The sequence below is a fragment of the Nitratireductor thuwali genome, assembly GCF_036621415.1.
Classification (GTDB): domain Bacteria; phylum Pseudomonadota; class Alphaproteobacteria; order Rhizobiales; family Rhizobiaceae; genus Chelativorans; species Chelativorans thuwali.
In genome coordinates, this window is sequence record NZ_CP030941.1 from 1,100,301 (window position 1) to 1,114,989 (window position 14,689).

The following is a 14,689-nucleotide window of genomic DNA, read 5'->3' on the forward strand; positions in this document are numbered from 1 at the left end:
TATGCCGCACGGCATCAGGAATGGATCAGCCTGCGACCCGGTTTGCCGCCTCGAGCGCCCGCGCGGCAATGACGCCTTCGGTCTCGGGCGCCAGTATTGAATGTCGCTTGGCGAACTCGAGGAAAGCGGCTCGGGCGGTCTCCGGCTCGACCTCGTTGAGAAGGGCTGCCCTGCAAGCCTTGAGAGCGACGGCATGAGCAGCATCCCGCCCGTGCACGGGCCAGTCGCTCAGGAAGACATAGGCTTCTTCCACGTTCTCGATCTTCGACGGACGGTTCAGCCCGACGAACAGCAGCACTGGATTTTCGAATGGTATGCGGTTCATCCACAAGACTCCTGCATTGAACTTGGGAGGAGCGCCTGCAAAGACATCTCCTCCGCTAGGCGGCGCCGCTAACGCAGAAGCTGCGGATTGGTTCCACGCTCCGAGAAATTTTTTTGCGCATGATGAAGCGGCCCGGAAGACCGCTTCCTGGCGCTGTTTTGGCAGGCCAGGGAAGGCGCATGTCGGCGGCTTTCAGAGCTGTCTTTGGCCTTCGCCGCCTGCGCCGGCCGCTCTCGCCATGGCTGCGCGCGAGCGGCCGACGACCGCCGCCTTGAACCCGTACTCCTCTTCATGATGCCTCTTTCAAAAAACGCAAAACTTGCGTAAGCAGGGAAATCGGCTCACGCGAGGCAGAATCCGTCATGACAGCAAACGCCAGGCGCCCCAACCAGACAGAGATCGCCTCGCGGCTGGGCGTATCGGTGAGCACGGTTTCGCGTGCGCTCGCCAACGAGGCCGGCGTCAGCGAGCCCGTCCGGCGCGAAGTGCAAAAGCTTGCCCGGACCCTCGGCTACAAGAGCAAGCATCCGAGCCTGTCCGGCGCCGATCGGCGCGCTGTGGCGCTGGTGCCGCTGGGCGGCGCCACCAGCGGAATGTCCGGCTTCTATGTCGGGATATTCGACGGCATGCGCGCGGCGGCCGAGGAGGCCGGCCTGGCGCTGGACGTGCGGCTGGTCAACGAGACGCAGGTCACCCTCGATCTGATCGAGCGCCATCTGGCGCATTCGGAGGCGAGCGGCGTGCTCCTGGCGGGCATCGATGCCTGGGACGGGCTGGTTGCCTGGTGTGCCGAGCGGGATATTCCCGCCGTGCTTGTCAACGGCACCGATCCGCTGATGCGGCTGAGCTCGGTCTCGCCCGCCAATTTCTACGGCGCCTATCTCGCCACGCAACGTCTACTGGAGGCCGGCCACCGCCGCATCCTGCACTATACCCACTTGGCGCGCCCTACGATCCTGGAGCGCCGCCGCGGTTTCGAAACCGCCATGGCCGCCGTGCCCGGCGCCGAAGCTGTTGTCGTGAGCACCACGGAGCGAAGCATCGGCGAACTGCTCCAGGACATCCTCGCCGACCGCCACGGCGTGACGGCGCTCTTTTCCTGGAACGACCTGGCTGCCGTGGAGATCATGGAAGGGCTCCATGGCGGCAGCGGGGTTCTTCCCGAGACCTTCTCCATCATCGGCTTCGACGACCTGCCGCTCGCCGGCATGACCAGCCCGCGGCTCTCGACCGTGCGGGTCGACCGTGAGGCAATCGGGCGCGGCGCCATCCGCCTCCTCATCAGCCAGATGGAAGGTGAAACGGCCGTGCAGCAGCTTGAAATCGGCGTCACCCCGGTCGACGGGCAGACCATCCGCCGGCTCGAGTTCTAGAAGCGCAGTTCGCTTCGACAATAGGAGATGGCGTGACATCGCTACGGCTCTGGAACGTACGCAGCATGGATGCCGCGCTGGCGCAGGCGGCCGATTTCCGGCCCTTCCCGGCGGGCGCGGAGCGCGAGGCCTGGGTCGGAATTGCCTCAAGAGCCGGGCAGCAGAGCGTGGATCTTCTACATGCCCGGGCGGTCGAGGATGCCGCGACCCCGATTCCCGCGCTGCCGGCAAGCCTTTATCTCGACTTTCAGCGCACCGGCCGGCGCGAGCCCTACGAGGACGCGCAGCGCCGCCGCCGCAACATGCTCTACCGCCTCGTCCTCGCCGAATGCCTGGCGTGGCAGGGCACGTTCCTCGACGCCGTCGCCGACCTGCTCTGGGCGCGGCTGGAGGAGACCAACTGGGCATGGCCGGCCCATGCCCACACCCTTGACCTGCCCGGCCGTCCGACCCTGGATCTCGCCGCAGCCATGACCGCGCTCGACTTGGCCGAGATCGACTATCTGCTGGGCGACCGGCTGGAACCGAACCTGCGTGCCCATATCCGCGCGGAGGTCGGCCGGCGGGCGGTTTCGCCCTTCCTCGAACGGCACGACCATTGGTGGCTGCATCCGACCCCCGACAGAAAAATCAACAACTGGACGGCGGTCTGCGTTACGGGGGCGGCCGGCGCTGCCTGCTATCTGGAGCCGGACAATGCGCGCCTGGCCGAAATCCTGGCGCGTGCCATGGCCTCGCTCGCGGACTATCTGGAGACCTTCGATCCGCGCGGCGGCTCGACCGAAGGACCCGACTACTGGAGCTACGGCTTCGGCAATTTTGTCGTTCTGGCCCAACTGCTGGAGGCGCGGACTGGCGGCGCCGTGCGCCTGCTGCAAGATTCCTTCGTGCGTGAGATCGCGCAATTCCCGCTGCGCACGATCCTGACCCCTGGCCGGTGGGTGAGCTTTTCCGATTCAGATCTCGACGCCGCCTTTCATCCTGGCCTTCTGTCCCATCTTGCGGAAAATCTCGACCTGCCGCAATTGGCCCGGCTGGGCGTTGCCAACGACTTCGCCGTCGATCATTTCAACCAGTTCGCCTGGCCGTTGCGCCAATATCTCTGGCCGCTTCGCGGCGGGGCCCCCGCCTTCGCCGGAGCCGTGCACGACTGGTTTCCGCACATGGCCTGGATGATCGCCAGGCTGGATCCGGCCGATCCGGGCTCGCTGCGGGTCGCGATCAAGGGCGGGCACAATGACGAGATGCACAACCAGAACGACGTTGGCGCGCTGATCGTGATGACGCGCGGCCGAGCCGTCATCGCAGATCCCGGGCGCGGGCGCTATTCCAAGGCCTATTTCGGGCCGGAGCGCTACAACAACCTGATGGCCTCCTCGCGCGGGCACTCGGTTCCGGTGGTCAATGGGCATCTGCAGCGTTCCGGCCGAACCTATGCGGCGCGCGTCCTCCATCATCGACATGACGCAGCGGGTGACCATTTGCTGCTCGACATGGCCGCGGCCTATCCCGCCGAGGCGGGCCTTGGGATGCTTGAAAGGTCCCTCGAGATCGACCGGCATGCGCCGGGCGGGCTGGTCACGCTGACCGACGCGTTCGAATTTTCGGGGCAGGCCGGCGACTTCGAGAGCGTGCTGGTGACCACAGGCGATATCGAGCCTGGAAACGGCTTCGTCATCCTGCGCGAGGGCGCGGGAGCCTTGGAGGTCTCGTTCGATCCGGAGAGCGTCGCCGTGCGGCTGGAGCGGCACCGCGGTATCGAGAAGCAATATGCGCCTTCCATCGATCTGACGCGCGTCATCTTTGCCGTTGCCGCGCCACGAAGAGCCGGCCGGTTGACGCTCGTGATCCGCCCCCACGGCTAGAAGCAGTTCCAGGAAAGGTGGAAGCCGGTCGGGAATTGCGTGGGAATAGTGGATCCGTTCTGCATTTCTATCAAACGGTGACCTGATCTGAAATCGCTCCCACAGAAGGATTAACGCACGCTCTACGCAAATTACGCAAAAATTGGAAATTTGTTGCGTATGCGCAAAATCCTGCTAGCCTTGGCTCCCGTTGAAGGAGGGGCCGCATATGCAGCGGCCGAATGGGAGGAAAAACCAATGCTCAAGCGTATCCTGCATCGATATGCCCCTGCCCCGGCAGGTCGATCCCGCAACGCCGCCGCCATTCTCCTGGCCGGCATTGCCCTTTCGCCGCTGCCTGCGCTGGCCCAGCAGCAGGCGCCCATGCTGGACGAGGGCGTCGCCAGCGGCGAGCTTCCGCCGGTCGCCGAGCGCCTGCCGAAGAACCCGCTCGTTGTCCAGCCGCTCGAAAGCGTCGGCAAATATGGCGGGGTCTGGCGCATGGGCCTGCGCGGCGGCGACGACAATGGCATGATCGCCAAGACCGTGGCCTATGAGGGCCTCGTGCGCTGGGATCACAGCTGGGAGAAGGTCATTCCCAACCTCGCCGTTTCCTGGGAGATCAGCGACGACGCCACCGAATACACCTTCAAGCTGCGCGAAGGGCTGAAGTGGTCCGACGGGCACCCGCTGACATCGGAAGACATCGCCTTCGCGGTCGAGATGTTCAACAACCCAGAATACCCGGCAAACAGCAACTGGATCGACGTGCAGAGCAACCCTGCCTCGGTCGAGGTCATCGACGAAATCACCTTCAAATTCGTCTTTGAAAAGCCGAACGGCACGCTGATGGACACGCTGGCCAGCATCAACGGCACCCAGGTCCTCACCATCCCCAAGCACTATTGCGGCCAGTTCTACCCCGGCACCAACCCTGACGCCGCCAAGATGGCGACCGACGCCGGTTTCCAGAACTGGTCGTTTCTGATGGAAGACAAGTGCGCCTGGGGCTGGGAAACCTCGCGTTGGACCAATCCGGAACTCCCCACGATAAGCCCGTGGATCGTCAAGGAGCCGCTGTCCGGCGATGCCGCCCGGATCATCTGGGAGCGCAACCCCTACTACTGGAAGGTCGACACGGAGGGCAACCAGCTGCCCTATATCGACCGCCTGAACATGCGCGTCAGCCAGAGCCTTGAGGAACTCACCCTCCTTGCGCTGAACGGCGAGATAGACTTCCAGGACCGGCACATAGCCACCAATGCCAACCAGGCCGTGTTCTTCGACGGCCAGGACAAGGGCGACTATCGTCTGGGCAAGGTCGTCCAGTCGACGTCCTCCAGTCTGGTGCTGCAGCTCAACCTGAACCACGACGACCCGGTCAAGCGCGCGCTTTTCCAGAACAAGGACTTTCGCATCGGCCTGTCCCACGCCATCGACCGTCAGGAGATCATCGACGTTGTCTTCATCGGCCAGGGTGAGCCCTTCCAGGTGGCGCCGCGCCCCGAATCTCCCTTCTATGACGAGAAGATGGCCAAGCAATATACGGAGTTTGACCCCGAACTGGCGGCAAAGCATCTGGATGCCGCGGGCCTGACGGAGAAGGACGGCGGCGGCACCCGCCTCATGAGCGACGGGCGCCCGGTGCGTATCACCGTCGACGTCATCGCCGCCCTTCGGCCGGAGTGGGTCGATATGCTCGAGCTGATGCAGTTGCAGCTCGCCGGGGCGGGTATCGATATCGAGATCAACAACATCGATCGCGCCCTGTTCTACGACAAGCGCCCGAACAATGACTACGACGCCCAGGTATGGGCCGGCGATGGCGGCCTCGATGTGATGCAGGAGCCTCGCTACTACTTCCCCTCCTCGCCGGAATCGGTGTGGGCCTACAAATGGCAGGCCTGGTACACCGGCGCCGAGCCGTCGATCGCCGAAGAGCCCGCCGATTGGGCGAAGAAGCAGATGGAGCTCTATAATGAGCTCAACGCCGAAGGGGATGCGGAGCGCCGCAGCGAACTGATGCGCGAGATCCTCGCCATTGCCAGGGAAAACTTCCCGGTGATCGGGGTCAGCCTCATGCCTGACGGCTACTACATCGCCAAGAACAATCTGCGCAATGTGGCGCCGTCGATGATCAATGCCTGGCTCTTCCCCGAGCCCGGCGGCTACGATCCCGTCCAGTGGTACTTCGAGTAGGACGCTCGGTTCGCGCCCGTTCGCCGGGCGCGGTTTTCCGGCTGCGGCCGGCGTTGGAGCGGTTCCGGGAAAGTGGAAACCGGTTTTCCGTCCGGAATTGCCTGGAACCAGATAGTTGGATCAGTTCAGCGCTTCTGTGAAACGGTGAGCTGATTCTAAAGCGGCGGCGGGTGTTCGAAAACCTCCCCGAGCGCCCGCCGCGCTCCATGCTGATGATCTGAACAACCGGAGTCCGGACCCATGCTCCGTTTCCTTGCCGGCCGATTGATCTCGATGGTCCTGACGATCTGGGCCATCTCCTTCGTGGCCTTCGCCATCATCCAGTTGCCGCCGGGCGATTATCTGACGGCCTACATGGCGACGGTGAGTGCCGCGGGCGAGCGGGTCAATCCCGCCGAGCTTGAAGCCATGCGCCGGCAGTATGGCCTCGGAGACCCCTTCCTCGTCCAGTATTGGAAATGGATCACGGGCATCTTCACGAACGGCGATTTCGGCCGCAGCTTCGAGTGGAAACGGCCGGTGACGGAGCTGATATGGGGCCGGCTCGGCAATTCCATCCTGCTCGAGGGCCTTGCCGTGCTCGTCATGTGGCTGGTCGCCCTGCCCATCGGCGTCTATGCGGCGGTGCGCAAATATTCCCTCGGCGACTACCTGGCCACGGTCTTCGGCTTCCTCGGGCTCGCCGTTCCCAATTTCCTCTTCGCGCTCGTGCTGATGTATCTTTCCTACGTCTGGTTCGGCAACACGCTGGGCGGCCTGTTCTCCCGCGAGTTCGAAACCGCCCATTGGAGCCTGCCGCGGCTCTGGGATTTCCTCACCCATGCATGGGCGCCGGTCATTGTGCTTGCCACCGCCGGCACGGCGCAGCTCATCCGCATCATGCGCGCCAACCTGCTCGACGAATTGAAGAAGCCCTACGTGACCACCGCCCGCTCCAAGGGGCTGCCGGAGTGGAAGGTGATCGTGAAATACCCGGTGCGCGTGGCGCTCAACCCGCTGGTTTCGACCATCGGCTGGCTGCTGCCGACGCTCGTCTCCTCATCCGTGATCGTATCGGTGGTGATGAACCTGCCCACGGCCGGCCCGCTGCTCCTGCGCTCGCTCACCAGCCAGGACATGTACCTGGCCGGCGCCATCATCATGCTGCTGGGCGTGCTCACCGTCGTCGGCACGCTGGTCTCGGACCTGATCCTCGCCTGGCTCGACCCGCGCATCCGCTATGGAGGCGGCCAATGACCGCGGAAGCGTTGATCCATCGGGCCGCACTCCCCGCGGCCAGGCACCCGCGCGAATCCCGGGCCGCGCTCATGTGGCGGCGCTTCCGCCAGCACCGCTTGGCGGTCTGGAGCCTGTGGATCGTCGTCCTTTTCTATTTGGTGGCGCTCTTTGCCGAGTTCATCGCCCCGTTCGACCCCTCCGCCTACAACCCGCGCTACACTTATGCCGCGCCGCAGGGCATCCATTTCGTCGACACCGACGAGGCGGGCAACTGGCGGTTCCAGCCTTTCGTCTACGGCTACAAGACCGAGATCGACCAGGCCGCCATGCGCCGCATCTTCGTCGTCGACACGGAGGTGAAGCATCCGATCGGCTTCTTCGTCGATAGCGAGCCGTATCAGCTGATGGGATTCGTCCCGATGACGGTCAAGCTGTTCGGGCCGACCGACCCGCGCGCGCCGTTCTACATCCTGGGTGCCGACCGCCTGGGACGCGATCTCCTCAGCCGCCTCATCCACGGCACTCGCGTCTCGCTCTCCATCGGACTGATCGGCGTGGTGATGAGCCTTTTCTTCGGCGTCATCATCGGCGGCTTCTCGGGCTATTACGGCGGCTGGTTCGACAGTGCCGTCCAGCGCATCATCGAGTTCATCCGCTCGCTGCCCACCATACCGTTGTGGCTGGGACTGGCGGCGGCACTGCCGCGTGACTGGTCGTCGCTGCAGACCTACTTCGCCATCACCGTTATCCTTTCGCTGGTCGGCTGGACCGAGCTTGCGCGCGTCGTGCGCGGCCGTTTCCTGGCGCTGCGCACGGAGGATTTCGTCACCGCCGCCCAACTCGACGGGGCGAGCGACTGGCGCATCATCACCCGCCACATGGTGCCGAACTTCACGAGCCACATCGTCGCCGCGGCCACGCTCGCCATCCCCGGCATGATCCTCGCCGAAACCGCGCTCTCCTTCCTCGGCCTCGGCCTTCAGGCGCCGATCGTCAGCTGGGGCACGCTGCTGCAGGAGGCCCAGAACATCAGGACCCTGGCCAGCGCGCCGTGGCTGCTCTTGCCCGGCGTGGCGGTGGTGGTGGTGATCCTTGCCCTCAACTTCCTCGGAGACGGCCTTCGCGATGCCGCAGACCCCCATGGCCGATAAACCCCTCCTGAAACTCGAAGATGTCGAGATCGCCTTCTCGTCCCCCGACGAGGCGGACATCGTCGCCGTGCGTCAGGTCGACCTGACGCTCGCTGCCGGCAAGACGCTCTGCCTCGTGGGCGAAAGCGGCTGCGGAAAATCGGTGACCGCCCGCGCCATCCTGCGCCTGCTCGACGCCAATGCCGTGATTAGCCGCGGCCGCATCCTCTTCTGCCCGCCGGGCGAAGAGGCGGTGGACATCGCCGCGCTCGAGCCCAACAGCCTGCCCATGCGCAAGATCAGGGGCAACAAGGTGTCGATGATCTTCCAGGAGCCGATGAGCTCGCTCTCGCCCGTGCACACCATCGGCGACCAGATCGACGAGATGATCATGCTGCATGAAGGGCTCAAGCCGAAAGAGGCGCGGGAGCGCACGGTGAGCCTTCTCGATCAGGTGGGCATACCGGGGCCGCGCGAGCGCGCCGACGCCTATCCGTTCCAGCTTTCAGGCGGGTTGCGCCAGCGCGCGATGATCGCCATGGCGCTTTCCTGCACGCCCAACCTGCTGATCGCGGACGAGCCCACCACCGCGCTCGACGTGACCACCCAGGCACAGATCCTCGACCTTCTGAAAAAGCTCCAGGACGACTACGGCATGGCCATGCTCTTCATCACCCATGATCTAGGCGTCGTGGCCGAAATCGCGGATGATGTTGCGGTGATGTATCTGGGCGATGTGGTCGAGCAGGGCAATGTGTTCGACGTTTTCCGCGCTCCGCGCCATCCCTACACCCAGGCGCTGATGCGCTCGATCCCCACCATCGCGCGCAAGAGCGAACGGCAGCGCCTTTCGCCGATCAAGGGCACCGTGCCCTCCGCGAAGGACCGGCCCGAAGGCTGCGCCTTCACCAGCCGCTGCCCCCATGCCTTCGAGCCCTGCACCGGCCGGCAGCCCGGCCGCACGCCCATCGGCGGCAATCACGTGGCGCGCTGCCATCTGCTGACCGAGGACAGGCTAGAGGCGGAGGTGCCGGCATGACGACGCTGCTCTCGGTCGAGAATGTCTCGAAAACCTTCGCCTTCCGCAGCGGCTGGTTCGGGCCGATGCGCACGCTCGATGCGCTCGCCGATGTCAGCCTTTCGGTCGCCGCCGGCGAGACGTTGGCGATCGTCGGCGAAAGCGGATGCGGCAAGACCACGCTCGGGCGCTCCATCGTCCAGGCGCAGCCCGTGAGCGCTGGCAAGGTGACCTACCGTCCGCCGGGCCGCGATCCGGTGGAGCTCACCGCGCTCGACAAGCGGGCCATGAAGCAGTGGCGGCGCGATATCCGCATGATCTTCCAGGATCCCATGAGCTCGCTCAATCCCATGATGCGGGTGTTCGACATCGTGGCCGAGCCACTGCGCATCCACAACGTCGCGTCGAGGCGCGACCTCGAGGAGCGCGTCGTGGGCGTGCTTGAAAAGGTCGGCATCCCGGCCGACGCCATGGGGCGCTACCCGCATGCCTTTTCGGGCGGTCAGCGGCAGCGGATCGGCATTGCCCGCGCGCTGGTGCTCGATCCCAAGCTCGTCATCGCCGACGAAGCCGTCTCGGCCCTCGACGTTTCCATCCAGGCCCAGGTGCTGAACCTGCTCGAAGACCTGAAGGAGGATTTCGGCCTCACCTATATCTTCATCAGCCACGACCTCGGCGTGGTGAATTACATCGCCGACCGTGTGGTGGTGATGTATCTGGGCCATGTGGTCGAGAGCGCGCCGACGGAGGCGCTTTTCGAGCGCCCGCGCCACCCCTACACGGAGGTGTTGCTTGACGCCCTGCCGGTCGCCGACCCGACCCGGCGCGGCAGGCGCACGAAGGAGGTGCGCGGCGAAATCCCCTATCTCGGCCATCGCCCGGCCGGTTGCCCCTTCCACACCCGCTGCCGCTTTGCGGAAGCCCGCTGCCGCACCGAGAAGCCGGCGCTGCGCAAGGTCGCGCAGGCCGACGTCGCTTGCCATTTTGCCGAAACCCTCCATTTGAGGGGCGCCTATGCAGAGGCGCCCGCCGCAAGGACCCCTGCCTGAATGACATACGATCCCCTGAGCGCCAACCCGCTCGCCGGCAATCCGTTGAAGACGCGCGCCGACGTCGAGAAGGCGGCGCACGACGTTTTCAATCCACTGCTCCCCTTCTTCTCGGAAGGCCGTGCGCGGGTGCGGCTGAGCGCGGCCGCGGCCCATTTCGACCGCATCGCCGCCGATGTGGAGGGTTTCGCCCGTCCGCTCTGGGGCCTCGCGCCGCTTGCCGCCGGCGGCGGCCGGTTCGACCATTGGGCGCTCTACCGCGAGGGCCTTGCCAACGGCATGGACCCCGAGCATCCGGAATATTGGGGCGAGGTAAGCTCGACCGACCAGCGTATGGTCGAGATGGCGGCCATCGGCTTTACCTTAAAGATGGTCCCGCATCTCACTTGGGAGCCGCTGCCCGAGCGCGCCAAGACAAACATCGCCGCCTATCTCAAGCACATCCGCCGCTTCGACTACGCCGACAACAACTGGAAGTTCTTCCGCATCCTCGTCGACATGGGACTGGAGGAGGTCGGCGTCGATTTCGACCGCTCGCTGACGGAAAGATATCTCGAGGAACTTGACGGTTTCTATCTCGGGGACGGCTGGTATCGCGACGGCAATGTGCGCCGGATCGACCATTACATTCCCTTCGCCATGCACTTTTATGGCCTGATCTATGCCAGGATCGCGAAGGGCGAGGATGCGCGCGCCGCCCGCTACGGCGAGCGGGCGGCGCAGTTCGCCCTGGATATCCGCCACTGGTACGACGAGGACGGCGGGGCGCTCGCCTTCGGCCGCAGCCTTACCTACCGCTTCGCCTGCGCCGGCATCTGGGGCGCGCTCGCCTTTGCCGATCTGGAGGCGCTGCCCTGGGGCGAGATCAAGGGCCAGTATCTGCGCCATTTGCGCTGGTGGGCGCGCCACCCGATCGCCGACCGCGACGGCGTCCTGTCCGTCGGCTACGCCTATCCGAACCTCTTGATGAGCGAGAACTACAATTCCGCCGGTTCCCCTTACTGGGCGATGAAGGCCTTCCTGCCGCTGGCCCTGCCCGAAGGTCACCCGTTCTGGCAGGCGGAGGAAACGCCTGCCGTGACCTCGAAGAAGCCGGTTCCGCTGAGGCATCCCGGCATGGTGATGATGCACACGCCCGGCAATGTGGTGGCACTTTCAAGCGGGCAGCAGAACTACCAGATGCGCTTCGGCGCGGAGAAATATGCCAAGTTCGTCTATTCCTCGCGCTACGGCTTTTCGGTCGAGAACGACGAGCGGGCCTACCGCTCCGCCTGCTTCGACGGCATGATCGGCTTCTCCGACGACGGCCGCCACTACCGCGTGCGCGAAAGCAACGAGGCGGCGCTGATCGCGGGCGACAGCCTCTACGGGCGGTGGAAGCCGTGGCACGATGTGACGGTGGAGACCTGGCTGGTGCCGGCCAATCCCTGGCATGTCCGGGTCCATCGCATCGAGACGCCGCGTTCGCTGCATGCCACCGAGGGCGGTTTCGCGATTGCCCGTGCGGACTTTGACGCGGATACCTGCAAGGACAGCGCCGGCAGTGCCCTCGCCCGCTCCGCCACCGACCTCAGTGTCGTGCTGGACCTGACGGAAGGGACGAAGCGCGCCGGCCGCGCCCATCGCGCGCAGCCCAACACCAACCTCATCGCCGCCAAGACGATCGTGCCGCAACTGGCGGGCGAAATCCCTCCCGGCACCACCGTGCTCATCACGGCGGCCATGGCCTTGCCGGCGGGGGGAGAAGCCGATGCAGCACTGAACAGCCCGCCGCAACCGCCCGATCTTGCCAGGCTGGAAGCCCTCTTCGCGCAGGAAGCCATTGAAGTCAGCGCCATGAAGGTGGCGGAGAGGTTCTGATGCTGCCAAAACTCGCCTTCGCCATGGCTCCAGCCAAGACACGGCATGTGTTCGATGAGCGCCTGCTCGCCCGGCTTGGCACAAGCTGCGACATCCTTTCGGCAGCTCCGCTGGAGGAGTTCTCCAGCCCCGCCGCGCGCAGCCTCCTGCGGCAGGCCGAAATCCTGGTAACGGGCTGGGGCTGCCCATACGTCTCGCCCGAGCTGTTGGCAGGAATGCCCCGCCTCCGGCTCGTCGCCCATGCCGCCGGCACGGTCAAACACACGCTCGACCCCGCCGTCTACGAAGCGGGCATCGTCGTCACTCACGCCGCGGAGGCCAATGCGGTGCCCGTCGCCGAATTCACGCTGGCTGCGATCATATTCGCCAACAAGCGCGTGTTCGAGCTGCGCGATCTCTACCGTTCTGATCCCTCCCGCAGCTCCACCTGGGCGCTGATGGACGAGCCCATCGGCAATTACCGCCGCACGGTGGGGCTGGTGGGGGCTTCCCGCATCGGCCGCAAGGTTGCCTCTCTGCTGCAGATGCTGGAAATCGACGTGCTTCTGGCCGACCCTTTTGTGGACGAAACGGACCCCCTCGCCAGGCTGGCCGAGCTCACCGATCTCGACGATCTCCTGGCACGCGCGGATATCGTGTCGCTGCACGCGCCGTCGCTCGCCTCCACCCGCCACATGATCGGCGCGCGCGAGCTCAAGCTGATGCGCGACGGCGCCACCTTCATCAATACCGCGCGCGGCGCGCTGGTGGACGAGGCCGCGCTTATCGCTGAATTGCAGACCGGCCGTATGCAGGCGGTGATCGATGTCACGGACCCGGAAATCCCGCCGTCCGGCTCGCCCTTCTACACGCTTCCCAACGTGTTCCTAACGCCGCATGTGGCAGGTGCCGCCGGCCTCGAACGCCTGCGGCTCGGGAAGATGGTTATTGAGGAGATCGAGCGCTTTATCGCCGGTGAGCCGCTGCGCTACGCCATAGAGCCGCACATCCTGGAGCGGCTTGCATGAGCATGGCGGAGCGCATCGGCGGCAACCTGAGCGAAACGGAAAGCGAGCACGAGGCGCGCCTGCAGTTTCTCACCTGGGAGCGCACGCAAGCCGACCTCGACAGCCCCGCGCAGCGCGCCCGCAAGGAAAGCCTTGCCCGCCTTGCCGGCGCCCGCATCGCCGATACCGCCTATGTCGCCGCGCAAGCGCGCATCTTCACTGCCCGCCTCGTCCTTGGCGATCATTCATGGATCGCCGGCCATGCGCTGGTGCGCGGCGATGTGGAATTTGGCGCCCATTGCACGGTCAACTCCTATGCCTGCATCTCGGGCAAGCTCCGCTGCGGCGACGGCGTGCGCATCGCCTCCCACGTTTCCATCGTCGGTTTCAACCACGGTTTCGACGACCCCGACCGGCCGATCCATGCTCAAGAGCATGAAACGGTCGGCATCACCATAAAGGACGATGTCTGGATCGGCGCCAACGCGGTCATCGTCGATGGCGTGACGGTGGGCCACGGCGCGGTGATTGCGGCGGGCGCCGTGGTGACGAGGGACGTGCCGGAAATGGCGGTCATGGCCGGTGTGCCCGCCAGGATGGTGCGCCGGCGCGGCGCGCCATCGGCCGGGCCCCGGTCGCCGCGCGCGGAGGTCGAAGCCGCGTTGACGGCAATCGGCCGCGCCGCCGCCGCCGAATGGCCCCAGGTGCTGGCGCGAAACCTGACCGCGGATGGCTACCTGTCCATCGAAGCCGACGGAACGGCGCGCATGAGCATCCGGCATTTGTGCGACGCCATCGAGATCGCCGCGGGCTTCGGTGCTCTCCCCGAAGGGCTCGACGTCCCTGCGACCATCGAGCGATTGCAGGCGGTGCAGCACCCGGAGAGCGGCCTATTCCCCGACCCGTTTCGCCCTATGGAAGAGGGCAAGGCGCTGCGGGATGACGGGCTGGCGCTCTACAATGTCCTCGCCGTCGGTTACGCCTTGGAGGCGCTGGGGGCAAAGCCGCTCCATCCCGTATCCGCCGTCGAACTCGACGCCCCCGCCCTCTGCGACTGGCTCGATAGCCTGCCGTGGAGCACGCGCGGCTGGAGCGCGGGCGCCCATGTCGATGCCATAGGCACCGCGCTCTATTTCAACGCGCGATATTTCGCCAGCGCACGAGCCCGCGAGACGTTGTTCGGCTGGCTGGCAATGAATGTCGACCGCGGAACCGGCCTCTGGGGCAAACCGACCGCGGAGGAAGGGCTTCTGCAGCCGGTCAACGGCTTTTATCGGCTGACGCGCGGCACCTATGCGCAATTCGGCCTGCCGGTGCCGCGCCCCGAGGCGGCAATCGACGCCGTGCTGGCGAACTACCGCAATCATGGCGGCTTCTGCGCAAACACCTGCACCGCCTGCAATCTGCTCGACACCATCCACCCGCTCTGGCTCTGCCTCAAGCAGACGGACCATTGCCGTGCCGAAGCCGAAGCGATCGCCGAGGCGGTCATCCTGCGGGCTCCGCTGCGCTGGCTGGCAGGAGAAGGTTTTCCTTTCGCCGACGGCCAGAGGGGCAGCCTTCAAGGCACCGAAATGTGGCTATCGGTGCTGCATCTTTCAGCCGGGCTTCTGGGCCTCGCCGACGTCTTCCCCTTCGTGCCCAAGGGCATTCACCGCACGCGCCCGATTGGCTTGGGGCTTTAGGA

11 protein-coding genes are annotated in these 14,689 nt (G+C 65.4%); 10 read left to right on the top strand and 1 reads right to left on the bottom strand.

What is annotated here, in order from left to right; genetic code table 11:
- Positions 1–25: 25 nt before the first annotated feature.
- Positions 26–325, bottom strand: coding sequence for a DUF982 domain-containing protein (locus NTH_RS05265; protein WP_338529035.1), 300 nt, complete (start codon positions 323–325; stop codon positions 26–28).
- 362 nt (positions 326–687) lie between these two features.
- Between NTH_RS05265 and NTH_RS05270 the strand changes: the two genes are divergently transcribed.
- From NTH_RS05270 to NTH_RS05315, 10 genes are all read left to right on the top strand, one after another.
- On the top strand, positions 688–1,698 hold the full coding sequence (locus tag NTH_RS05270) for a LacI family DNA-binding transcriptional regulator (protein WP_338529036.1): 1,011 nt from the start codon (positions 688–690) through the stop codon (positions 1,696–1,698).
- 32 nt (positions 1,699–1,730) lie between these two features.
- Positions 1,731–3,563 carry a heparinase II/III domain-containing protein gene (locus NTH_RS05275; RefSeq protein ID WP_338529037.1) on the top strand — a complete coding sequence of 611 codons (1,833 nt, stop codon included), beginning with the start codon at positions 1,731–1,733 and terminating at the stop codon, positions 3,561–3,563.
- A 237-nt stretch (positions 3,564–3,800) separates the two neighbouring features.
- On the top strand, positions 3,801–5,741 hold the full coding sequence (locus NTH_RS05280) for an ABC transporter substrate-binding protein (RefSeq protein ID WP_338529038.1): 1,941 nt from the start codon (positions 3,801–3,803) through the stop codon (positions 5,739–5,741).
- A 240-nt stretch (positions 5,742–5,981) separates the two neighbouring features.
- Positions 5,982–6,977 carry an ABC transporter permease gene (locus NTH_RS05285; RefSeq protein WP_338529039.1) on the top strand — a complete coding sequence of 332 codons (996 nt, stop codon included), beginning with the start codon at positions 5,982–5,984 and terminating at the stop codon, positions 6,975–6,977.
- Positions 6,978–7,048: 71 nt separating this feature from the next.
- Positions 7,049–8,110, top strand: coding sequence for an ABC transporter permease (locus NTH_RS05290; protein WP_422392424.1), 1,062 nt, complete (start codon positions 7,049–7,051; stop codon positions 8,108–8,110).
- Positions 8,100–9,128 carry an ABC transporter ATP-binding protein gene (locus tag NTH_RS05295; RefSeq protein ID WP_338529041.1) on the top strand — a complete coding sequence of 343 codons (1,029 nt, stop codon included), beginning with the start codon at positions 8,100–8,102 and terminating at the stop codon, positions 9,126–9,128. Before NTH_RS05290 ends, NTH_RS05295 begins: the two co-directional genes overlap by 11 nt.
- Positions 9,125–10,156, top strand: a complete 1,032-nt coding sequence (locus NTH_RS05300) for an ABC transporter ATP-binding protein (RefSeq protein WP_338529042.1) — start codon at positions 9,125–9,127, stop codon at positions 10,154–10,156. Before NTH_RS05295 ends, NTH_RS05300 begins: the two co-directional genes overlap by 4 nt.
- Complete coding sequence (locus tag NTH_RS05305) at positions 10,157–12,016, top strand: DUF2264 domain-containing protein (protein WP_338529043.1); 1,860 nt, start codon at positions 10,157–10,159, stop codon at positions 12,014–12,016.
- Positions 12,013–13,023, top strand: a complete 1,011-nt coding sequence (locus NTH_RS05310) for a hydroxyacid dehydrogenase (RefSeq protein WP_422392425.1) — start codon at positions 12,013–12,015, stop codon at positions 13,021–13,023. Before NTH_RS05305 ends, NTH_RS05310 begins: the two co-directional genes overlap by 4 nt.
- Entirely contained in the window at positions 13,020–14,687 is a 1,668-nt protein-coding gene (locus NTH_RS05315; RefSeq protein WP_338529045.1) for an acyltransferase, read from the top strand. Before NTH_RS05310 ends, NTH_RS05315 begins: the two co-directional genes overlap by 4 nt.
- Positions 14,688–14,689: the final 2 nt, after the last annotated feature.